The sequence below is a fragment of the Pseudomonas sp. DTU12.1 genome, from assembly GCF_009873475.1.
Taxonomy (GTDB): Bacteria; Pseudomonadota; Gammaproteobacteria; order Pseudomonadales; family Pseudomonadaceae; genus Aquipseudomonas; species Aquipseudomonas proteolytica.
On the sequence record NZ_CP045254.1, the window covers coordinates 3,239,257 to 3,261,868 of the forward strand.

Sequence of the window (22,612 nt, forward strand, 5' to 3'; positions counted from 1 at the left end):
CCCATGAATAACCTGAAACTCGCCACCCGCCGTTGGTGGTACATCATGCCCATCGTCTTCATTACCTACAGCCTGGCGTACCTGGACCGCGCCAACTACGGCTTTGCCGCCGCCTCCGGCATGGCCGAAGACTTGATGATTACCCCGGGCATGTCTTCACTGCTCGGTGCACTGTTTTTCCTTGGCTACTTTTTCTTCCAGGTGCCGGGCGCGATCTACGCCCAGCGGCGCAGCGTGAAGAAGCTGATCTTCGTCAGCCTGATCCTCTGGGGCGGCCTGGCCACGCTGACCGGCGTGGTGTCCAACGCCTATATGCTGATCGCCATCCGCTTTTTGCTCGGGGTGGTCGAGGCCGCGGTGATGCCGGCGATGCTGGTGTACCTGTGCCACTGGTTCACCCGTGCCGAACGCTCGCGCGCCAATACCTTCCTGATCCTTGGCAACCCGGTGACCATGTTGTGGATGTCGGTCGTGTCGGGTTACCTGGTTCAGCATTACAGCTGGCGCTGGATGTTTATCATCGAAGGCTTGCCGGCGGTGTTCTGGGCCTTTATCTGGTGGCGCCTGGCCGATGAGCGCCCAGCGGATGCCAAATGGCTGAGTGCCGGTGAGAAACACGACCTGGAAACCGCCCTGGCCGCCGAGCAGGTGGGTCTCAAGGCGGTGAAAAACTATGCCGAAGCCTTCCGCTCGCCCAAGGTCATCATCCTGGCGTTGCAGTTCTTTTGCTGGAGCATCGGCGTCTACGGCTTTGTGCTGTGGCTGCCTTCGATCCTCAAGGCGGGCCTGCAGATGGATATGGTCGAAGCCGGCTGGTTATCGGCGCTGCCTTACCTCGCGGCGGTGATTGCCATGCTGCTGGTGTCCTGGGGCTCGGACAAGCTGCAAAAACGTAAACGCTTTGTGTGGCCGCCGCTGCTGATCGCCTCCATCGCGTTCTACGGTTCCTACCTGCTGGGGGCCGAACACTTCTGGTGGTCGTACACCCTGCTGGTGATCGCCGGCGCGTGCATGTATGCGCCCTATGGGCCGTTTTTTGCCATCGTCCCGGAAATCCTCCCGGCCAACGTCGCCGGTGGGGCCATGGCCTTGATCAACAGCATGGGCGCGCTGGGCTCGTTTGGCGGCTCGTACCTGGTGGGCTACCTCAACAGCAGCACCGGCTCGCCGGGCGCGTCGTACCTGCTGATGAGCGGTGCGTTGCTGCTGTCGGTGGTGCTGACGATTTTCCTCAAGACCGGTGCACGTGAACCCTCCCCGACAGCACCGTTGCATTCCCTGGATTTGAAGGTAAGAACCTGATGAAAAAGCATGTCGTGTTGTACAAGAAACTCTCCGCGCCGCTGATGGCCCGCCTGCACGAAGCGGCCCAGGTCACGCTGATTGAAAACCTCGGCCCCACCGGCCTGGCACAATTGCGTGATGCCTTGCCCAGCGCCCACGGCTTGCTGGGCGCCAGCCTGCGCCTGGATGCGAACCTGCTGGACCTGGCACCGCAGCTGGAGGCGGTGGCCAGTGTTTCCGTGGGCGTTGATAACTACGACATCGACTACTTGACCCAGCGCGGCATCCTGCTCAGCAACACCCCTGATGTGCTCACCGAAACCACCGCCGACACCGGTTTTGCGCTGATCCTGGCCACCGCCCGACGCGTGGTGGAGTTGGCGAATATGGTGCGCGCCGGCAACTGGAACCAGAACATCGGCCCCCTGCACTTTGGCAGCGATGTGCACGGCAAGACCCTGGGCATCATTGGCATGGGGCGTATTGGCGAAGCGCTGGCACAGCGTGGGCACTTTGGCTTTGGCATGCCGGTGATCTACCATAGCCACTCGCCCAAGCCTGCGGTAGATCAGCGGTTTGACGCGCAATACCGCAGCTTGCCGGATCTGCTGCAGCAAGCCGATTTTGTTTGCCTGACATTACCGCTGACTGCCGAGACTCAGGGGTTGATCGGCGCCAAGGAGTTCGCGCTTATGGGGCCGGAGACGATTTTCATCAATATCTCCCGGGGCAAAGTGGTGGACGAAGCGGCACTGGTCGAAGCCCTGCAACAGCGTACGATTCGCGCTGCGGGTCTGGATGTGTTCGAGCGTGAGCCGTTGAATCACGACTCGCCGTTGCTGCGTTTGAGCAACGTGGTGGCGACCCCCCATATCGGCTCTGCGACTCACGAAACCCGCGAAGCCATGGCCAAATGTGCGGTGGACAACCTGCTGGCAGCACTGGCCGGCGAACGCCCGAAAAACCTGGTGAACACCAGCGCCTGGAACCAATGAGCCTGGCCTGATTGCTCAGAAGACTTGCCTGTGGTGAGAGGACTTGTCTGTGGCGAGCGGGCTTGCCCCGCGCTGGGCGGCAAAGCCGCCCCAATAGCCTCACCCTGTTCTGCCAGGTACACCAAGGTGGCTGGTTTTGGGGCAGCAGCCGCAGCCCCCCCCTTTCCACACCAATAGTTAGATCACGAAGCGTGCCACCATGGCATTCAAGTCCACCGCCAGGCGCGACAGTTCGTGGCTGGCGGCGCTGGTCTGGTTGGCACCGGCCGCCGATTGGGTGGCCAGGTCGCGGATGTTCACCAGGTTGCGGTCCACTTCCCGTGATACCTGGGCCTGCTCTTCAGAGGCGCTGGCGATCACCAGGTTGCGCTCGTTGATCAGGCTGATGGACTGGGTGATCTGCTCCAGTGCCACACCCGCCGCGCGGGCCATTTCCAAAGTGCTTTGGGTACGCTGGTTGCTCTGCTGCATGGATTGCACCGCTTCCCCCGTACCGTTCTGGATCCCGGCCACCATCTTCTCGATCTCTTGAGTCGACTGCTGGGTGCGATGGGCCAGGGCGCGCACTTCATCGGCCACTACGGCAAACCCACGCCCGGCTTCACCGGCGCGTGCGGCTTCGATGGCCGCGTTGAGGGCCAGCAGGTTGGTTTGCTCGGCAATCGCGCGAATCACGTCCAGTACCTTGCCAATATCACGGCCCTGGGTCGCCAGGCCTTCGATCAACACCGAGGTGTTCTGCACGTCCTGGGTCATGGTCTGGATCGCGCCCACGGTTTCCACCACACGGTCGCGCCCTTCCCGCGCGGCCTGGTTCGACTGGGTCGAGGCCTCGGAGGTCGACACCGCGTTGCGCGCCACTTCCTCTACGGCGGCGGTCATTTCATTGACCGCCGTGGCGGCCTGGTCGATTTCATTGTTCTGCTGCTGCAAGCCCTTGGAGGCTTCCTCGGTAACTGCGCTCAGCTCTTCGGCGGCCGAGGCCAATTGCGTAGCTGAGCCGGCGATGTGCTGGATGGTCTGGCGCAGGTTGTTCTGCATGGTCGCCAGGGCACCGATCAGGCGGGCCGGCTCGTCCTGGCCGTCGTCCTCGATGGCTTTGCTCAGGTCGCCACTGGAGATGGTCTCGGCGGCCGCCACGGCCTTGCGCAGGGGCGTTACGATGCTGCGGGTCAGCAGCCAGGCAAGCAATACGGTCATCAGCGCCGCGACCACCGACACCACGATGATCCCGCTGATCGCATCGCTATAGCTGCGCCCGGCGTCTTCGCCGGCCTGTTTGGCATCGGCGGCATTGATCGCAATCAACTGGTTCAGCTGTTCACCCATCCGATCGGTGCCGTCCTTGATCTGGCTGTTGATCAGGGCGCGCATCTCCTCGACTTTGTTCTGCTGGGACAGCGCAAGCATTTCGGCCTGGGCTTTGAGGTAGTTGTCGAGCGTGGCCGCAAAGGTCTTGTACAGCGCGGCTTCTTCGGCGCCGGCCGGCATCGCGGCATAACCTGCCTGGGCTTGGCGTGCCTTGTCGACCAGCACCCCGATGCGCGTTTGGGCATCTTGCAGGGCTGCCGGCTCACGATTGACCAAGATACGGAAGGACAGAATGCGCAGGCGCAACACGTTCTCGGTCATATTGGCCAGGTAGCCGACACTCGGCAGTTGGTTGGCGCCCATGTCCAACGCGGCCTGGCGAATCAGCGTCATGCGGTTGACGGCAAACACCCCTAGAACAATCACAAGCAACGCAATAAACGCAAAACCGAGAAACGCCCGAGGTGCGATATTCAAATTACGGAGGGACATAGGAAAGCTCTCAAGAAGGGATGGCTGCGAGCGTCCTTGCCGCGACACGGTCACTGTGCGTCAACGCACACAGGTGACTGTTCGGCGCCACTGTTGTAAGGGTTATGTGGGCCTATAAGGGATATCGGCAGGCTTGAGGCTTTTTGCACGGATCCGAGAAATATATTTTCACACTTTTGACAGCGGGCGCTTTCTGGCATCCTGCGCGTCCATTTTCTGACCCGAGCACGTATTTTGTCTGACGCTCAAGCCACCCGCCCCCGCTATAAATCGGACCTGATCTATGGTCTGGAAGACCGTCCGCACTTCACCGCGGCAATTTTTGCCGCCCTGCAGCACGTGCTCGCCAGCTTTGTTGGGATCATTACCCCGACCCTGATCGTCGGCGGCGTGCTGGGCCTGGAAAGCGAAGTGCCCTACCTGGTCAGCATGGCCCTGTTCGTCTCGGGCCTGGGCACGTTTGTCCAGGCGCGGCGCTTTGGTCCGGTGGGCTCGGGTTTGTTGTGCCTGCAAGGCACCAGCTTTTCGTTTATCAGCGTGATTCTAAGTGCCGGGTTCATGGTCAAGGCCCGGGGCGGCGGCACCGATGAGATCCTGTCGACGATCTTTGGCATCTGCTTCTTCGCAGCTTTTATCGAAGTGGTGCTCAGCCAGTTCATCGGAAAATTGCGCAAACTGATCACCCCGGTGGTTACCGGCACCATCATCACCTTGATGGGCCTGTCGTTGATCAAGGTCGCCGTCACTGACATGGCCGGCGGCTACGGCGCCGCCGACCTGGGTGCCGCCAGCAATATGGGGTTGGCCGCCCTGGTGTTGGTAACCATCGTGGTGCTCAACCGCTTCAATAACCCGTTCCTGCGTCTGGGCTCGATTGTCATCGGCCTGACCCTGGGGTTTGTCGTGGCCTGGTGGCTGGGCCGGGTTGACCTGGCGGCATTGCCCCAAGTGCCGCTGGTCAGCGTGCCGGTGCCGTTCAAGTACGGCTTTTCGTTTGATTGGGTGGCGTTTATCCCGGTAGCCGTGATCTTCCTGATTTCCCCGCTGGAGGCGGCCGGAGATCTGACAGCCAACTCGATGATTTCCCAGCAACCGGTCAAAGGCCCGCTGTACATCAAGCGCATCAAGTCTGGCCTGCTGGCTGATGGCCTGAACTCGGTAATGGCCGCCACCTTCAATAGCCTGCCGATGGTGACCTTCGCCCAGAACAACGGCGTGATCCAGTTGACCGGCGTGGCCAGCCGCTATGTGGCGTATTTCATTGCCGGCCTGCTGGTGCTGCTCGGTCTGTTCCCGATGATTGGCGCGGTCTTGCAATTGATGCCCAAGCCGGTGCTGGGTGGCGCGACCCTGATCATGTTCGGTACCGTGGCCGTGGCCGGGATCAAGATCCTCGCCGAGGCCGGGCTGCATCGACGCAATGTGCTGATCGTGGCCATTTCCCTGGGGATGGGCCTGGGTGTGGCGGCGGTGCCAGAAGTGCTGCGCGAGTTGCCCAAGGCCCTGCATAACATCTTCGAGTCGCCGATTACCGTCGGTGCATTCTGTGCGATCCTGCTGAACATCTTCCTGCCTGAAGAGTTCATAGAGTTGCAGGAAGATGAATTTGATCCGGAAGCCTCGACCCTCAAAGTGATGCAGGACCCGGCCCCGACGAAATAGGAACCCTTATGCGCAGATTGATCGGCCTGACCCTATCCCTGGTATTGCTCAGCCTGAGCGCCTGCGCCCTGTTCCCCGACCGTGACGCGCTGCATATCAATGTGGTGGGCATCGAACCGTTGCAAAGCCAGGACCTGGAAGTGCGGTTTGCGGTCAAGCTGCGGGTGCAGAACCCCAACGAAACAGCGATCGACTACAACGGCGTGGCCCTGGACCTGGAGGTCAATGGTCGGCCACTGGCGGCCGGGGTCAGCGATCAGCAGGGATCGATCCCGCGCTTTTCCGAGACGGTGCTGACAGTCCCGGTCAGCGTTTCGGCATTTTCCGTGCTGCGCCAGACCCTTGGCCTGAGCCAGACCCAGAGTTTGAACAACCTGCCCTATGTCCTGCGCGGCAAGCTGGCCGGTGGCTTGTTTGGCACCGTGCGCTTTGTTGATCGCGGGACGCTGGACCTGCCCACCACAGTGACGTGGTAAACAACATGGACACCTTGCCCACCCTGCACACCGAACGCCTGATCCTGCAACCGCTGACCCTGGACGACGCCGAGGGTATCCAGCAACAGTTTCCCCACTGGGAGGTGGTGCGTTACCTCAATGCGTTGGTGCCCTGGCCCTACCCGGCCGATGGCGCCCGCAGCTTCCTGGAGCAAATAGCCTTGCCGGCCATGGTCGAGGGGCGCGAGTGGCACTGGTCGATCCGCCTGCGCGAAGAGCCCGGGCAGTTGATCGGCAATGTGAGCCTGATGGATGAGCTGGATAACAACCGGGGCTTCTGGCTGGCCCCGCACTGGCAAGGTCAGGGGCTAATGAGCGAAGCCAGTGCGGCGGTGACCGAGTATTGGTTCAAGGTGCTCGAACGCCCACTGCTGCGGGTGCCCAAGGCCGCGCCGAACCTGGGGTCGCGCAGGATTTCGGAAAAAACCCGGATGCGCTTGATCCGCACGGAAGAAGGACGCTTCGTGGCGGGGGTATTTCCCAAGGAAATTTGGGAAATCACCCGCGAAGAATGGATGAAACAATCCCTGTAGGAGCGGGCTTGCCCGCGAGAGCCATAGGTATCTACACAACTTTGCCGCAACGCCTAGATCCAGGCAGATAGCGCAGTTGTGGCGAGCGGGCTTGCCACAGGAGAGTTCGTCAGTTTCTGAAAATTGTGTAGATACCTATGCCGCGATAGCGGTATACCAGCCAGCACATGTAGTGACTGAACTACCGCAATCGCCGGCCCCTACTTGGCCGCCATCAGTCGGTTGACTTCACTGCGCACCATGTTGGCAAACTCCGGTGGCGACATACCGTCCAACTCCGAGCGGACCCATTCAGCCCATTTGCCCTTGCGTTTGGAGCGCTCGCCAAACAGTCGGGCGCCCTCGCCTTTGGCCTTGCCCAGGTTGCTTTGCCACAAGTCGTACAGGCGCGACTTTTCATCTTCAAGCGCAGCGCGCTCGGCAAGGGGCTTGTTGGCCAGATTGAAGCTCATGTGGAATTACCTGCTGCACAAATAGGTGACATCTTACACTGTAGGTCGAAAGGTCCGAATTCGGATTTTATCCCGTGCTGAGAGTCAGCGAAAAAAACTGCAACTTTTAGCCCACTGCAAGACTCCATTGTTCACTGCCCACTTACCCCGCAAGGAGCTACTCAATGGCCCGTAAAACCGCCGCCCAAGCAGTCGAAGAGCAAATCAAGGACCAGGCGTTCAGCGAACTCCAGGCCCTGATCGAAGAATCGGACAAACTGCTCAAAAGCAGCGCGTCGCTGGTGGGAGAAGAAGGTGAAACCCTGCGCGAGCAGGTCGCGATCAAGCTCAAGCAGGCCCTGGACTCGGTGTCCAACGTGCGTGAGCGCAGCAAGCCGGTGGTCGATGCTACCGAAACCTACATCGGTGGCCACCCGTGGCAGACGGTGGCAATCTCGGCCGGTTTCGGCCTGGTCGTCGGCCTGTTGCTGGGCCGTCGCCACTGATAACGGTCATCACTGGCGCGGCGTCGTCCGCGCCAGTGTTCAGGCCTGGGCCAACGCCCGCAAGCGCTCCAACTCTTCACCGTCGATGATAATCCCCTCCTCCTCAGACCTGGCCCGCGCCCGATGACGGCGGTCGCCCGGCAAACGTCGTAACCCTGCTGCATGCATCTGGCGCACCAGTTCCTGGCTGCGTTCGGCAAAGCTCTGGACAGCGTTTTTGCTCGGGTCGATGACGATCAGCAACTGGCCGGTCCAGGGCGTCTTGGCGCCGGGGTGGTTGGACCAGTCGAACTCAAAGGAGAAATTGCCTCCCGTCAACGCGGCCGCCAGCAGTTCAACCATCATCGACAAGGCCGAGCCCTTGTGCCCGCCGAACGGCAGCAACGCGCCCCCTTCAAGGATGGCCCGAGGGTCCTGGGTTGGCTGGCCCAGGCTGTCGACACCGGTGCCAGGTGGCACGCGCTCGCCCTTGCGCGCGGCGATCTGCACGTCGCCATGGGCAATGGCGCTGGTGGCCAGGTCAAACACAATCGGCGGCCCATCGGCGCGGGGCGCGGCGAACGCGATGGGATTGGTGCCGAACAAGGGGCGATCTGCGCCGTGAGGCACCACACACGTCATGCTGTTGACCACGCTGAGGGCCACCAGCCCTTCTTCGGCGAAAGGCTCGACATCGGGCCAGAGCGCCGCAAAGTGATGGGAGTTGCGAATGGCCAATACCGCGATCCCGGCGCTGCGGGCCTTTTGCACTAACAGCGGGCGCGCTGCTGCCAGGGCCGGCTGCGCAAAACCATTGTCGGCATCGACCCGGACAAAGCCTGACGCGACATCTTCAACCTGCGGCACGGCCATGCCATTGACCCAGCCGCTGTTCAGCGTCGAGACGTAGCCAGGTATACGAAAGACCCCATGGCTGTGCGCGCCGTCCCGTTCGGCACGGGCGCAGTTATCGGCCAGGACAGCGGCCACATCGGGCGAGGTACCATGACGAATGAAGATGCGTGTAAGCAGGGCCACCAGTTCGCTGAAGGCCATGGATGTGTTCACTGCAGTAACGGGCGTGGCTGACATCTGAAGCTCCGGAATTGTTATTGGAGGGGGCTACAGCCTGCTGGACTCAACGCCCTGATTAAACAACGCCCGGCAACCCGCCTGTCAACACCTGTGCGGGCTCGCAGCCTATTTATTTAGCGCCGCTGCGCCCATCGGTACTCGTAGGCTTTGCCCTTCCTCAAGCCAGTGCACAAGCGATCATGGACGACCAGCCTCTACCCTATTTTTTCCCCGAAGCGTTACGGGTGATCAAGCGTTTGAACGAGCGTGAGCGACAGCGCGGCATTACCGAAAAGGATCGGGAATTCCTGCGCAACCTGTTTTTTGTCGATGCCGATGCACGCAAGGCGCAAACCCCGCCAATGATTGCCGAACGGTTGTTGATCAACTTGCCGGGGCACGAGCCGGTCGAATTGGCCGGCGCCTTCATGATGAGTTCCGAAGACGCCTACACCCCTGTGTTTTTCTACGGCCCGCAAACCGGGCTGGAGAAATTCAGTGATGCCAGGCAACTGCTAGACACCCTGGAAAAACGCCTGCTGGACGATGCACAACGGGGCGAACTCCTGCACTTCCTGGCCCTGGACGCTCGCATAGGCCTGGACTTCAAGCCCGGCGCCAGCCTCACCCGGCAGTTGATCACGGGCAACGTATTTGATGAACAGCGAGCCTGTATCGAACGTGGCCAGAACCGCACCGTGCAGACCCTGCTCAATGAATTGAGCAAGCTGCCATTGGTGGCAACCCTGCTCGACCAGTTGTTGGACAGCACCTTGCGCAAGCCCTTCCCGAGCGTGGACCAGCGCAAGACCCATGTGTTTTTTTACGCGCAGGTTTCATCATCCACCGACCAGGAAAAATGGGTAAATGCCTTGTTGTTGCGTGATGCCCTACTGCTGTTCCACCGCCAGCATGCCTGGCCCGTGGGGCTGCGCCGGGTCTACACCAACCCCGAGATATTGTCGGCCTCAGGCACCAGCCCCCAGGCGCACGACCTCAGTCGCTGGGACGATGGCATCCAGCAAGCGTCCGATCAACTGCGCCTGTATCTGAACAACTCACTGCTCACTTACTGGAACACCGATGTTTACGCCGGGTGGTCCAGGCGCGAATACTTTGCCCAGGCCATGAGCGATAAATCCAGGGTCGACTTGCTGCTCAAGCGTCAGCAGGAGATCTTCACTCCCGAACAGTGGCAGCAACTGAACGCGCTCTACCAGCCCGTCGAACGCGAGCACGGGCCGTTGACTGAAAAAGTCCGCCTGTGGGAGCACACCTCTTACTATGTCGAGCTGGCCAGCACGCTGGTGGTCACTCATCCCGACGCCTACCTCTACACCCAGTCCAGAGGTTGGCAAGTGCTCAAGGACGAGCACGACTTGCAGGCCACGCTCAAGGCAATGGCCGTTGCGCAGGGGCATGAGGATGATTTCTTCGGGTTTTTGTCACTGGAAGAGCGGGCACGGTTTGTCGGATTTGAAAACCCGCAGTTCAGCTCGGTACCGTTCACTGGGCCGGTATTCAGCACCTTGTTGGAAACGGTCATCGGCAAACAGCAGCAAAACCTCGAATACTGCCTGGACCTGTACCGACGCAACCAGGGTACGGTCAACGCCTACGCCATGCTGGATTACGGCCTGGATATCCGCGCGATGCTCGACCACCGGTTACAGGCACTGGACGCCGAGGGACGCTGGAGCACCCATCCTTGCGCGCCGTCGGTGCCAGCGGAAAAGGCCCGCCTGACCCACCGGCGATTGCACAGCGTCAGCCATGCGCTGGACACCCTGATAGCGCAGGTTCCCAGCCTGGAGCGCGTCATCAGCGAGCAGTTGCATGCCACATTCCCGGCCTCTGAGGTGGCCGCGCTCAACCCACAAGACCTTTTTATCAATCGCTATGCTGGCAATGCCGACGCCCAGGAGCGGCGCACGCCACAATCCAGCCAGAGCCTGTTGGTGCACTGTGTCGCCCGCCTGCTGAACCAGGCACAGGCCATCCCTGACACTGCGCAATACGGGGTATATGGACCACGGACTCGCGGCCAGGCCACGAAAAGACCGGACCTGGACATTGTCCGCCTCAATAGTATGGTCACCCAGTGGCTAGCCGGTCTGAGCCGCCAGCCCGTCGCGCAAATCCCCCGTGCGGGCCTGGAGGCCTTGATCCCCAAGCTGGCGCACAGCATGTCCGTGGGAATTCTTGAGGAGGCACGGCTCAGAGGGCTGGACAAGACCCTTGATGAGCGCGATATCCAGATCCTGCAAACGATGCTCGATCCGGAAAACACAGTGCGCGGACAGGATCCTGTGTTGAAAGGCTTCACCCCACAAGCATTCACAGTGTCAGTGTTGCCCGCAGGCCAGACCAGCCTGCTGCGACTGACCAACTGTTTTGTGCTCACTGAGCGCGGCGGCCTCGATCATTACCACTCCGGGCATGCGCTGCTGTGGACGCCGGCGGCAGGCGTGGAAGCCTTCGCTTCGATCAGCGACTTGCGCGAGGTCTTGGCTCAACGGCTACGCAGCCCGACCCAGCGCCTGGGCCTGCTGGAAAACCTCTCGGCCTTGCAGCGCATCCCCCATCGACGTTATGAGTTGGGGCCGTTGCAGTTGATGACCAAGCCCGCATTGCAGCAATGCCAGCAATCCTGGATCGAGCATTACCTTGCCCAACGCCAACATACCCTGACGCTCAAGGCCCAAGCCTCGTCGCTGGTCCAGGCTCTGGGACAACTGCACGGCGAAGTCCCCGCCAATAACCTGCAGCGCGCGATGGACATCGCACGCCTGGCAGAGCTGCGGCACTCACTGCACAACCGGCTGGGCGCAGCGCCGCCCAGGGAGCAACGGCGCCAGGCCGAGATATTGGAGCAATATCGAATCCATACCTTGCACGGCCGGGACTATCTCTACGAGCTTGATTCTTTGCGTCAACATGTGGAGAACCGCCTGAACGACATGCTCGTCGATTACTCAACCTATGCCACGGGCGTCGAGATTGTGCCCAGGCTGGCGCTGGCAGGACGGCGCCAAAGCCTGCTGGATTTCGCCATGGGCCCCACCAGTGCGCAAGCGCCTGAATTTGACGTGGTGTCCCTGGCCACAGGCCTGACGCAAACCGTGGTGCGTCAGATGCTGACGCAATTGAATATCCAGAGCGACTATCACACGTACCTGAATCAAAAACTGTCGGCGGGCGCAGCCGGTGTCGAACAGCGCTTGCAGGATTTCAGCCAGCAGTTGCCCTGGCAACTGTTGCAACACGCCCATGCCCTCAAGTTGCAAGAGCGCCTGTCAGATGTAGGTTTCGAGCTGCTGCAACAGGCATTCGACATGCCCGACGCGGTGGCCCGTGCGCTGGTGCCAGGCACCACGGCCAAGGTCAGGCCACTGGAATTGCTCGCTACCGCGGGAGCTTCCCTGGCCCCGGCCCTGGGGCTGTACCTGATCAGCGCCGGGCGCGAGGGGCCTCAGGTGTTGTACGCGCCCTATCACCCAACCTTGAGCTTGCGCGAGTTCGAAAGCGAGGCGCAGTTCGTGCAAGCCCTGATCACTCCAGGCGCCCTGCAAGACTGGGTGCTCAGGCGCCTGGCCGCGCCCCAGGACGCCACCTATCGAAACCTGTTGGCCAGTTCCCAAGGCGCTACCTCGGAGATCACCCTGGGATTCAATCCGATCCAGGGCAACCTGCTGGGCCGTCTGTTTGACGATAACCGTCAGTTAATCCTCAATCTGCTGGGTGCCCAATTGATCCAGGGCGCCGAGGCCGAGTGGCAAACCCTCACCCAGGTGCTCGATGGCACTGCGGGCCGGATGCTCGGCTTGCTGCCCGGCAAGCTGGCACTGCCGTGGGCCATCTGGCAAAGCATTTCACTGTTCACTGAGTCCGCAGAGGCCTTGCAGGACCAGCACTGGGGCCAGGCCTTGCAGACGTTCATCAACGGGCTGGGGCAAATGGCCGCGCTCGGCCAGGCATTGCAGGACACCAAGGCTTTGATCTTCGACCCGGCGCAGCAACCCCCTGTCGCGCCGACGCAGCCCTCGGCCAATTGGTCGACACTGGACATCACCGCCCCGCAGCGCACCCTGCTGTCGCCCAGCGAAGTGCACGATGTGGCATTGACGGATATGACGCTCAATACATTCAACGGGACTTACCAGCGTAAAGGCGCGCCGTACATCGCGCTGGCGGGCAAGGTCTACCGGGTAGAGAGCCTCGGTACGTTCTGGCGGATCAAGACGGCCGCTAACCATGGCCCGTTTGTCTATCGCGACAGCGCGGGCCAATGGCGCCTCGACACCCGGCAAAAGATCGCGCGCTATGGCCAGGCCTTGGGCCGCCTGCAGGACCGGGCAGATGTCAGCGCCTCAGCCCGTTCCACCATGAATATCGAGGCGATCGGCATGAAGGCGATTCGCCGGTTATATCCCCAGCGGGCCAGGATGATCGTGGAGGCCATGGACCTGGCAACGTTTTATGTGCAGAACTGCAAGCTGAACCTGGCGTTACTGGCGCCAGGCATCGCGCCGGTGACCCGTATACATCGCTTCGTCAACAGCTTCTTCGGGATCGATATCAACCCGGACCAGGGGCCTCAAGAGATTGCCCCGGCCCTGGTGCAAAAGCTGCATCGCGTCGTCGACCAGATTCTCGCCGGCCTGCTGGACCCCAGCCTGTATGCACACGATTCGAAACGATTCGTGGTGGGGTCTCATCGAATCGACCCACAAAACAACTGGGGTTTTACCATCGACAATGATCCGGACCGGCGGATCTTTTTGACTGAGCACTTTTTTGCCCCGCCCTTCAGCGACTACGACAACCGCCTGATCGACTACTTCGACCGGGAGGCCCATGCGCGGGCCACGCTGTTGATTCACGAGTTGAGCCATCTGGTGGCCACGACAGCAGATGCAGCGTACCTGGACTCGGTGATGCCGTTTTCCGATCTGATCGAGACACTGACCCAGGTCGGGCGCGAGCTGGCCGCTTACCAGAAGAACCGGCAAACCACGAGTTACTCGCGCAAGACACCCGTCAGCCAATTGTTCAAGTACGTGGACGTCGCGGGCAACGTCTGGAGAGACTTCGGCTCGACACCTGAAACCGAATACATCAGGGATCAGATCCTGCGTACCACCGGCGGTGTGGACCTGAGTGATGCGAGGGGGATATTCATGACCAATCTCGGCAAGCGAGTCGACACTATTCTGGATAATGCCGACTCGGCGGCGTTCCTGATCAGTAACCTGGGACGCCAATTGGACCCGGTGCCTTTCGATCGAAAGGCGTCCGCGCACTGATCGGTTTGCGATCAGTCTTTCTGGTCGCGTGTCACATTGCCCGAGGCGCCATCGACACGGAACTCATAGACGCTGCCGTCAGCTTTGCGCCCTTTGCCTTCCCAATAACCGTCGTTATCGGCTTCGATACTGTAGATCTCGATGTAGCCGGCCTTGGTCTTGGCAGTCTCGATGGCTTTTTCGATGGTGATCCAGCCTGCGCCTGGCTTATCGGCCAGGGCGGCGCCAGCGCCGAGCAAGGTGGCTGTGGCAAGCATGGCGGTGAGGGTTTTCTTCAGCATTTTCTTACTCCGTTATAGAGAATGACTTACAGATCCAGATTTTTAGGGTGTTTGCAGGCCCAATTAGTTCCACATTGATGCTCATTCGCCATGATGGCTGTTCTCGGCACCCTACCGGGAAGGTTAGAATGTAGGAAATCAGGAAGCACCAATGACCCAACAGCCTTTTTCAGAAGCCGAATATGATGCCGTCACCGATGCCGCCGCGCATTGGTGCATGCGCCTGCACGCTTTTGATTGCACAGAGGCCGAGCGGCAGGCTTTCGAACAGTGGCACGATGCGCATCCCCTGCATGCCTTCGAATATGCCGCCATGCTGGAAATCTGGGATGTGGCCGACCATTTGCCACGCACAGGCCAACCGTCTCCACCCATTGCACTGGCGCCGCCGCCCAGCCGCTGGCGCAACTACGCCGTAGCTGCGGCCATCTCGTTGGTGGCCCTGCCCCTGGCCGCCTTCACTGGCTGGGAAGCGGGTTGGCTGCCCAGTTCCTATGAACATTACGATGCCGAAGACGGCCTGCGCCAAGTGACGCTGGCCGATGGCAGTGTGGTGGAGCTGAACCTGGGTACCGAACTGGTCTACAGCAACTATAAAAACGAACGCCGGGCCACCCTGAAAAAGGGCGAAGCGTTCTTCAAGATCAGCCATGACCGCCAACACCCGTTTGTGGTGCGCGCCGGCGCCGGGCAGATCCGCGTGACAGGCACCCAGTTCAACGTCTGGAAGTATGACGATCAGGTGCGGGTCATGCTGCTCGAAGGCTCGGTGAAGATCACCAGCGATGCCAGCCACAGCGGGCTGAACCTGACGCCCGGGATGCAAGCCAGTTACAACCGCGGTGACGCGCAGCCACAGCTCCAGGCGTTCTCTCCCCATGATCCGGCACTGGCCTGGCGCACGGGCAAGTTGATCCTCGACAACCTGGCACTGGCGGATGCCTTGCCCCTGATCAACCGCTACCTGAACAAACCGGTGATGCTGGCCGATACCAGTACCGGCAATATCCGTATTGGCGGGATCTACGATATCCATGAAGTCACCCATCTGGTGTCCTCCCTGCCCAAGGTGCTGCCGGTCTATCTGACCCAGAACCAGGATGGCAACACCGTGCTCAACTCCATACCGCGCAAAGCACCGAAGATCTGAGCTGCACACTCTGCCCAGGGTGTTGCTCGCGCCGCTGTGTCCACTTTTGAAACACTCAACGCCGCGCAACCGCCCTGTGGCTGCGGATTCATCGATTCGTCATCGATAGTGTTGCTTTGCTGAAACACCCCCTTCCCCCTGCAAGGCGCTGGTCATCCGCCGGCATCCTGTTTCATGCCTGATACACCCCACGCCACTTCCACCCCACCATAAATCCCAAGCCATTGAAAAGCTGGAACATATAAAAAGCGGCACAGCTTCTGCTCTATTCCTTGCAGCGCTGTTTAGGGTCAGCGTCACAAAACAAGGAATGATGCCGTGGCAACTCTCAATCAAGGCTCCATAGGCCTGCTGCTGATCAGCTGTGTACTCAGCGCCAGCGTGAGCCTGCACGCCTGCGCCGAGGACGGCATCATCGTGACGGGCCGCAATGTGCAAGGGTTTATGGTCGGCCGGCCCGCCTTTGGCAAAGACCCGTACCCATCCACCGCCAACGCCAACCCCAGCCAACAGATCCTGCGCGCTACCGGCGGCGAACTCAGCGACAACGATTTTGCGGGGGTCAGCAGCGGCTCGAGCATCACCCGCGCCATCCTGCCTAACGGCGACCTTCCCGGCTTGAGCAATACCCTGGGCAGCAACTCCGCTGGCCTGGGCGCCGGGGCGGCGGCCGGACATGCCAGCGGCAACACGCTGGGCGGGCAGATCAGCGGCTCGATCGAGCGCGGCCTGGCGCCGCTGAACAATATCGGCGCGATGATGGGGGTCCAGCAATGAACCGTTCGTGGCTGTTCCTCACCGTAATCGGCTGTTCGGCGGCCATGGCCGATAGCAGCCACCAGGCGCTGATCGACAACGCCGGCAAGCAATACACCGGTGTGCTGTCAGTCAACCAGGCCGCCGGCAATCAACAACAGCAGATCAACAGCCGCGCGATCAGCCTCAGTGGCCAGGCCAGCGACGCGCTTATCCAGAAACTCGACGGCAAGGTTGATCCCGCCCTGAACGCCAGCGCGGCGATCCAGGGCAACTCATTCAGCAATGGCAACGGCATCCTGGGTGTCAACCAGTCGGCCGGGGCCAATAACCAGATGATCAATGCGGTGCGGATCAGCACAGGTCCGCAGAGCATCGATGACAGCGTCCTGTCGCAACAGAACATGACGCTGTTACCAGACTCACGATCCCCCTCTACCACTGGCAGCCGCCAGGTCGTTACCAGCGACCAGGCCTTCACCGGCAGCCGTGGAGTGGTACAGGTGAATCAGAGTGCAGGGGTGGGGAACCGGATGGCTAACACCCTCGGTGTGACTATCAAGTAACAGCTTGATAGGTGTTTGTTAGACCGTACCAACACTTAACCAACTAATAGAAGCAAGGAGATACACCATGAAACCTACAATGGCTCTCAAACCACTGGTTTTCGCTCTGGCTGCGCTCATGGCTGTTGCTGCACAGGCAAGTCCTGCCGAAAAATGGAAACCAACCCCAGTTCCAAGCGGCACCGTGGCTGCCGTTGTGACTGACACGCAAGTGAGCAAGGACAACAAGTTCGACGATACCAAGACCCTCAATAATGCAGGGGCCAACGGCTCGCTGAACAGCAGCAAAGGTAACCTGGGCGCCAACATCGCTGGGGGCACCGGCAACCAACAAGACGCTGCTGTTGCCATCACCAGTAGCGCTAGTAAAGACGCGGCCACCGTTTTCGCCGTTGCAGACGTCTATCAAGAAAGCAAAGACAACAAGTTCATTAACAAAGGCACGCAGAACAACGCTTCGCTGGTCAACTCGGCCAACAACAGCTCCGGTAACGTGGGCGTGAACGTGGCAGCCGGTCAAGGCAACCAGCAGAAAAACAACCTGGCAATCGTGACAGCTGACGGCAAAAACGTCGCGTCTGCCTCGAACACCGAACAAGTGTCCCTGGATAACCACTTCCTCAACGAAGCGTCCTCCAAACACAGCTACCAACCTCAGTACGTGGTCAACAACGCTGGCCTGCTCAACTCCGCCAACAATGCGTCCGGCAACATCGGCGTGAACGTGGCGGCAGGTTCAGGCAACCAACAAAGCAACACCCTCACCCTGGGCAGCGGCTGCACCGTCTGCGCATCGGGCTCTGGCAGCAAACTGGCGTTCTGATGCAACGGGGCCTTGGCAACAAGGCCCTTTTTATTTCCAGTGTCCACCAGGTCATGATCATGCGCCTCGCGACCCTCTGCCTCTTGTTTTTACTCACCGGCCCGTCCTGGGCAGGGCAAATGGCGATTTCCGCCATGCCCGGCGGTGCAGTGATCTTCAAGAAGGTCGAGAGCATCCGGGAACGCCGGTTCGCCAACCTGGTGGAACAGAAAACCGATTTCAGCTGCGGTGCCGCGGCACTCGCCACCATCCTGCGCCAGGCCTATTGGCTGGACGTCGATGAAGCACACATCATCAAGGGCATGCTGATCAACGCTGACCAGGATCTGGTGCGCACCCAGGGCTTTTCCATGCTGGACATGAAGCGCTACCTGGAAAGCATCGGCATGCGGGCCAGGGGCTACAAAATCGGCCCCGACACCCTGCTGACGGTAAAGATTCCGGTAGTGGTGCTGTTGGAGATCCGTGGCTACAAGCACTTCGTGGTGATGCAGCGAGCCGAAAAAGACTGGGTCTATATCGGCGATCCGGTCCTGGGCAACAAGCGCTATTCGCGGGATGACTTCGTCGCAGGCTGGAATGGCATCGTGTTCGCAGTACTGGGTGAAGGCTATGACAAGACCAACGCCCTGCTCGATCCGCCTACGCCGTTGACCGCCAAGACCAAAATGAACGAGTTCCGGCCCGTGGGCGACGCCGAGCTGATGGACTTCGGTTTCATCCAGAGCGACTTCTTCTAGAAGCGCCATAAGGGGAAGGACGCCCCAGGAGCAGATGATGAACACTTCCCGTTGGCTCACGGCCCTATGCCTGGCAGCCTCGATGCCTGCTTATGCGTCCTCGGCGTTCAAGCCCATTGAAATGAACGACGCGGAACTGGCTGAACTGCGCGGCCGCTTCGTGATGCCGGGGCGCATTATCAGTTTCGGCATTGTCATGAGCACCACCTGGACCAATGCTGCGGGCGACACCAGTACGGTGAGCGCCAACATGCATATCGACTCAGCCACGATCACTCCGCAATTCTATGTGCAATCCAGCGGGTCGGTGGGTAACGGCACCCAACGCGACCCGGGCACCGGCACCGTGGTCGGTGGCGCCGGGCTGGGCAGCGGCCAGGGTGTGACCCAGACCGTACGTGCCGCCGGCGATGGCAACACGGCGTACAACAACGTCGGGATCAATGTCAGCGAAAACGGCCTGTCACCGGCCAACGTGGCGCAATCAGGGCAGGCGTTGATGGCGGGCGGCTCCTTTACAACAGACAGTGCAGCCGGGCGGGTCAGTGTGTCGGCCAACAATGGCGGCGTGCAGATGGCCATCGCGGCCCACAACAACCAGGGCAACGCGCTGCAGCAGATCGGCGGCGGCAACGTACTGCAAGGCACGGTGTTGCAAGGCAACAGCAACTTCGTCAACAACATGACCCAGCTCAACGTCGCGCTTGGCAGCAATGGCCTGAGCGCCGGGGCTCTGAACTGCAATCTGGATCAACTCAAGGGCCTACGCACACTCGGTTATTGAACTACGCTGACCCTCGACACTTACGCATTAGAAAAGGACGGCTTATTTCATGCACCGATCGTTATCACTACGTGCCGTTGTCTGTTTAAGTACGCTCTTGCCCGCGAGTATGTTGTACGCAGCGCCAGACGCGGATATCGAAACCCTCAAACAAGAACTGCTGGAGCTCAAGCAGCGCTACGAAGTCCAACAAAAAGCCCTGGCAGTCCTCGAACAACGGGTACGCCAGGTGGAAGACCAGCCGGCTGTACCGGCACCCAAGCGCCTGGCCAAGTCGCCGGCAGACTTCAAGCAAAGCGGCAGCACCGTGGCCGCCAGCGGCGGTACGGGGGGGGCCACGGGTGGCAGCTCCTACGGGCAATCACTCAAGGATGATTCGGCGCCGGCGCAAAGTGTCAGTAACTTGTATAACGAAGCCAGCGGCTTCTTCGGCAACGGCAAGTTCAGTTTTGAAACCGGCATTACTTACGCGCGTTACGACGCCCGCCAGTTGACCCTCAATGGTTTCCTCGCACTGGATTCGATCTTTCTCGGCAATATCAACCTCGACCGGATCAAGGCCGATAACTGGACCCTGGACTTGACCGGCCGCTACAACCTCGACAACCGTTGGCAGTTTGATGTGAACGTCCCGGTGGTGTACCGCGAGTCCACCTATCAATCGGGCGGCGCCAGCGGCGGCGACCCGCAGGCCACTTCCGAAGAGTCCGTGAGCCGGGACCCGACCATCGGCGACGTCAACTTCGGGATCGCCTACAAGTTCCTCGACGAGTCGCCAACCATGCCCGATGCCGTGGTATCGGTGCGGGTCAAGGCGCCAACCGGCAAGGAGCCGTTCGGGATCAAGTTGGTGCGTTCTACCGCCAACGACAACCTGTACGTGCCGGAGAACCTGCCCACCGGCAACGGTGTGTGGTCGATCACCCCAGGGATTTCCTTGGTCAAGACCTTCGATCCGGCTGTGCTGTTTGGTTCGGTGTCCTACACCCACAACCTCGAAGACTCATTTGATGACATCAGCAGCGACGTCAACCAGAAGGTCGGGGGTAAGGTCCGCCTGGGCGACAGCTTCCAGTTCGGCGTGGGTGTGGCATTTGCCTTGAACGAGCGCATGAGTATGTCGTTCTCGGTGTCCGACCTGATCCAGCGCAAGAGCAAGCTCAAGCCTGATGGGGGGGACTGGCAGTCGATTGTTTCAAGTGATGCCAACGCCGGCTATTTCAACGTCGGCATGACCATCGCCGCCAGTGAGAACCTGACCATCGTGCCCAACCTGGCCATTGGTATGACCGATGACGCACCGGACTTTACCTTCAGCCTGAAATTCCCGTACTACTTCTAAAACCGCCGCTCCTACAAAGTAGAAAAGGAAAAGCCCCGTCGCGATAAGGGTCGCGACGGGGCTTTTTTACCCGCCCTAGCGGATCTGGTGTTTGTGCAGCAACCGGTAGAACGTCGGCCGGGAAACCCCCAGCACACGGGCGGCGACACTCAGGTTGTCACTGTGCCGGTTCAACACATCACACAGCGCCTGGCGTTCAGCGCGGTGCTTGTAGTCCTCAAGCGTAGCCATGGGCAGCGCGATTGCCTGCTGGCTTTGCAAGCCCAGGTCAGCTGCTTCGATTTGGCGCCCTTCGGCCAGTACCAGGCCACGCCGCACCCGGTTGGCCAACTCACGCACATTGCCCGGCCAACCATGCTTGCCCATGGCGATCAGGGCATCTTCGCTGAAGCTGCGTGGACGGCGCCCGGTTTCCTGGCTGTAGAACCTGGAGAAATGGTTGGCCAGCATGCCGACATCGCCATGCCGCTCACGTAACGGCGCGGTGATCACTTGCAAGACATTGAGCCGGTAGTACAAGTCCTCGCGAAAAGTCCCCCTCTCGATGGCGGCCTCAAGGTCGACGTGAGTCGCGGCCAGCACCCGCACATCTACCGGGATCGGTTGGCTACCCCCTACGCGCTCAATGTGTTTTTCCTGGAGAAAGCGCAACAGGTTGGCCTGCAACTCCATGGGCAGGTCGCCGATTTCATCGAGGAACAAGGTGCCGCCGTTGGCTGCTTCGATACGCCCTATCTTGCGTTGATGGGCGCCGGTGAATGCGCCCTTTTCATGGCCAAACAGTTCGGATTGGATCAAGTGCTCTGGGATCGCGCCACAATTGATCGCCACAAACGGCTTGGCGTGGCGCTGGGATTGGCGGTGCAAGGTCTTGGCCACCAGTTCCTTGCCGGTGCCGCTGTCGCCACGGATCAGAATCGGCGACTCGGTGGGGGCCAGCTTGGCCAATAGTTTGCGCAGCTCCCGGATTGGCCGGCTGTCGCCCAACAATTCATGTTCCAGTTCATTCACATGAGCGGCGCCTTTACCCCGCAGGCGTGCCATGCCAAAGGCGCGGCCCAGGGTCACTTGGACCCGTGACACATCGAAGGGCAAGGTGTGGAAGTCAAAAAACCATTCGCAGACAAAGTCGCCGACGTTCTGCAGGCGCAGCATTTCTGGGCTAAGCACGGCGATCCATTCGGTACCGCTGCGGCTGATCAGCTCCTTGACCGCCTCGGGTCGCTCCAAGTGCATGGGCTGGAGCCGCAACAACCCCACATCACAGGTACGATCCCCCAATGCATCCAGGGCGCAACTGTCTACATCCCAGCCAGCCGCCCGCAAACCAGGCAATAACTGGTGGCAGTCGTCACAGGGATCGACCACGAGCAAGCGACGCAGGGCTGGTGTAACAACCATGACTATTCCTTGGCGTCAAAATCATTAAAGTTATTTAGAAACAATAGTTTGGGTAGGCTGCTCATAACCCTAGCAAGATCTTGACGCTAGCCTTGTATCGTTTCGCGATAAAACCATCACCGATACAGCGTTTAGCGATCAGGCCCTCGGCGAGCGCTACTTCAATCTTTCATTCACCTTTCAAAATCGCGCCTTACATGACGTTAATCACGAAAAGTTGAATTTTCTTGTTCTAACATGTGACCCGTACCCCGTCATCGTGCATCAGTACAGGTACTAGCCGAACGGTAAGCCCAACCGACGGCACATCTTCTGATTGGGCACTTAGAGAGAAGACCCCATGAACGCCCCGCTCCGTATCAACGAAGCTCTTTTGATCGCAGACCGTGCTTTCCAACCCTTTCACTGCGTGGCCTGGGCCCCACAAGACGGCACTGGCGAACTGAGCCTGACCGTGATCGACCGCACCGAGAACCGCATCGGGCGCAAACAGATTCCGTGCAGCACTTATTCCGATCCAAAACAATTGGAAACCCTGCTGCTACAAGCCCGCGCCGAACTCAATGGCGAAGGTTATCAACTACAGTCCTGGGCAATGCCCAAGTAAGTTAAGGCAGCCACTGCGACATGCCGTCGCTTCTTATATTGGCTGCAACTTGTTAAGACTATTAAACCCGTGGCGCGTGAGTTCGACTCCCG

General features: G+C 60.1%; 20 protein-coding genes. 15 read left to right on the top strand and 5 right to left on the bottom strand.

Annotation, left to right across the window (positions count from 1 at the left end; genetic code table 11):
• Positions 1–3: 3 nt before the first annotated feature.
• Both GDV60_RS14000 and GDV60_RS14005 read left to right on the top strand, forming a co-directional pair.
• On the top strand, positions 4–1,302 hold the full coding sequence (locus tag GDV60_RS14000; RefSeq protein ID WP_159907736.1) for an MFS transporter: 1,299 nt from the start codon (positions 4–6) through the stop codon (positions 1,300–1,302).
• Complete coding sequence (locus tag GDV60_RS14005) at positions 1,302–2,279, top strand: D-glycerate dehydrogenase (RefSeq protein ID WP_159907739.1); 978 nt, start codon at positions 1,302–1,304, stop codon at positions 2,277–2,279. The genes GDV60_RS14000 and GDV60_RS14005 overlap by 1 nt, the downstream gene beginning before the upstream one ends.
• Positions 2,280–2,456: 177 nt before the next feature.
• Here GDV60_RS14005 and GDV60_RS14010 read toward each other — a convergent pair whose 3' ends face one another.
• The gene (locus GDV60_RS14010; protein WP_159907742.1) at positions 2,457–4,082 is read right to left on the bottom strand and encodes a methyl-accepting chemotaxis protein; all 1,626 of its coding nucleotides are present in this window, start codon (positions 4,080–4,082) and stop codon (positions 2,457–2,459) included.
• Positions 4,083–4,316: 234 nt separating this feature from the next.
• Here GDV60_RS14010 and GDV60_RS14015 point away from each other — a divergent pair, with 234 nt between their 5' ends.
• The 3 genes from GDV60_RS14015 to GDV60_RS14025 are packed head-to-tail and all read left to right on the top strand — an operon-like array spanning position 4,317 to position 6,774.
• Complete coding sequence (locus GDV60_RS14015; protein ID WP_133715737.1) at positions 4,317–5,744, top strand: nucleobase:cation symporter-2 family protein; 1,428 nt, start codon at positions 4,317–4,319, stop codon at positions 5,742–5,744.
• 8 nt (positions 5,745–5,752) lie between these two features.
• Complete coding sequence (locus GDV60_RS14020; protein ID WP_029291501.1) at positions 5,753–6,220, top strand: LEA type 2 family protein; 468 nt, start codon at positions 5,753–5,755, stop codon at positions 6,218–6,220.
• A gap of 5 nt (positions 6,221–6,225) precedes the next feature.
• Positions 6,226–6,774: a GNAT family N-acetyltransferase gene (locus GDV60_RS14025; protein WP_159907745.1), complete on the top strand. Its 549-nt coding sequence runs from the start codon at positions 6,226–6,228 to the stop codon at positions 6,772–6,774.
• Positions 6,775–6,974: 200 nt separating this feature from the next.
• Here the strand turns inward: GDV60_RS14025 and GDV60_RS14030 are convergent, their stop codons facing one another.
• Entirely contained in the window at positions 6,975–7,226 is a 252-nt protein-coding gene (locus GDV60_RS14030; protein ID WP_029291496.1) for a hypothetical protein, read from the bottom strand.
• A gap of 164 nt (positions 7,227–7,390) precedes the next feature.
• Between GDV60_RS14030 and GDV60_RS14035 the strand changes: the two genes are divergently transcribed.
• Positions 7,391–7,711 (top strand): YqjD family protein, encoded by a 321-nt coding sequence (locus GDV60_RS14035; RefSeq protein ID WP_070995271.1) that lies wholly within the window; start codon positions 7,391–7,393, stop codon positions 7,709–7,711.
• Between the two features lie 39 nt (positions 7,712–7,750).
• Here the strand turns inward: GDV60_RS14035 and GDV60_RS14040 are convergent, their stop codons facing one another.
• Positions 7,751–8,782 (bottom strand): Ldh family oxidoreductase, encoded by a 1,032-nt coding sequence (locus GDV60_RS14040; protein ID WP_159907747.1) that lies wholly within the window; start codon positions 8,780–8,782, stop codon positions 7,751–7,753.
• A 182-nt stretch (positions 8,783–8,964) separates the two neighbouring features.
• Between GDV60_RS14040 and GDV60_RS14045 the strand changes: the two genes are divergently transcribed.
• Positions 8,965–14,070, top strand: coding sequence for a dermonecrotic toxin domain-containing protein (locus GDV60_RS14045; protein ID WP_159907749.1), 5,106 nt, complete (start codon positions 8,965–8,967; stop codon positions 14,068–14,070).
• A gap of 11 nt (positions 14,071–14,081) precedes the next feature.
• Here the strand turns inward: GDV60_RS14045 and GDV60_RS14050 are convergent, their stop codons facing one another.
• Positions 14,082–14,351 carry a PepSY domain-containing protein gene (locus tag GDV60_RS14050; protein WP_133715732.1) on the bottom strand — a complete coding sequence of 90 codons (270 nt, stop codon included), beginning with the start codon at positions 14,349–14,351 and terminating at the stop codon, positions 14,082–14,084.
• A gap of 151 nt (positions 14,352–14,502) precedes the next feature.
• Here GDV60_RS14050 and GDV60_RS14055 point away from each other — a divergent pair, with 151 nt between their 5' ends.
• The 7 genes from GDV60_RS14055 (at position 14,503) to GDV60_RS14085 (ending at position 20,512) form a co-directional block, all read left to right on the top strand.
• Positions 14,503–15,501, top strand: coding sequence for a FecR family protein (locus GDV60_RS14055; protein WP_159907752.1), 999 nt, complete (start codon positions 14,503–14,505; stop codon positions 15,499–15,501).
• Between the two features lie 318 nt (positions 15,502–15,819).
• On the top strand, positions 15,820–16,278 hold the full coding sequence (locus tag GDV60_RS14060) for a hypothetical protein (protein ID WP_159907754.1): 459 nt from the start codon (positions 15,820–15,822) through the stop codon (positions 16,276–16,278).
• The gene (locus tag GDV60_RS14065; RefSeq protein ID WP_133715730.1) at positions 16,275–16,823 is read left to right on the top strand and encodes an adhesin; all 549 of its coding nucleotides are present in this window, start codon (positions 16,275–16,277) and stop codon (positions 16,821–16,823) included. Before GDV60_RS14060 ends, GDV60_RS14065 begins: the two co-directional genes overlap by 4 nt.
• Before the next feature lie 67 nt (positions 16,824–16,890).
• Positions 16,891–17,646 carry a hypothetical protein gene (locus GDV60_RS14070; RefSeq protein WP_159907756.1) on the top strand — a complete coding sequence of 252 codons (756 nt, stop codon included), beginning with the start codon at positions 16,891–16,893 and terminating at the stop codon, positions 17,644–17,646.
• A 59-nt stretch (positions 17,647–17,705) separates the two neighbouring features.
• Positions 17,706–18,386, top strand: a complete 681-nt coding sequence (locus GDV60_RS14075) for a C39 family peptidase (RefSeq protein ID WP_029291480.1) — start codon at positions 17,706–17,708, stop codon at positions 18,384–18,386.
• 37 nt (positions 18,387–18,423) lie between these two features.
• Positions 18,424–19,170, top strand: coding sequence for a hypothetical protein (locus GDV60_RS14080; protein ID WP_029291478.1), 747 nt, complete (start codon positions 18,424–18,426; stop codon positions 19,168–19,170).
• A 49-nt stretch (positions 19,171–19,219) separates the two neighbouring features.
• A complete protein-coding gene (locus GDV60_RS14085) occupies positions 19,220–20,512 on the top strand; it encodes an autotransporter outer membrane beta-barrel domain-containing protein (protein WP_029291476.1) in 1,293 nt (430 codons plus the stop codon).
• Positions 20,513–20,587: 75 nt separating this feature from the next.
• Here GDV60_RS14085 and GDV60_RS14090 read toward each other — a convergent pair whose 3' ends face one another.
• Positions 20,588–21,913, bottom strand: coding sequence for a sigma-54 dependent transcriptional regulator (locus GDV60_RS14090; protein WP_154905987.1), 1,326 nt, complete (start codon positions 21,911–21,913; stop codon positions 20,588–20,590).
• Positions 21,914–22,253: 340 nt separating this feature from the next.
• Between GDV60_RS14090 and GDV60_RS14095 the strand changes: the two genes are divergently transcribed.
• The gene (locus GDV60_RS14095) at positions 22,254–22,520 is read left to right on the top strand and encodes a hypothetical protein (protein ID WP_032861167.1); all 267 of its coding nucleotides are present in this window, start codon (positions 22,254–22,256) and stop codon (positions 22,518–22,520) included.
• The last annotated feature ends 92 nt before the right edge of the window (positions 22,521–22,612 follow it).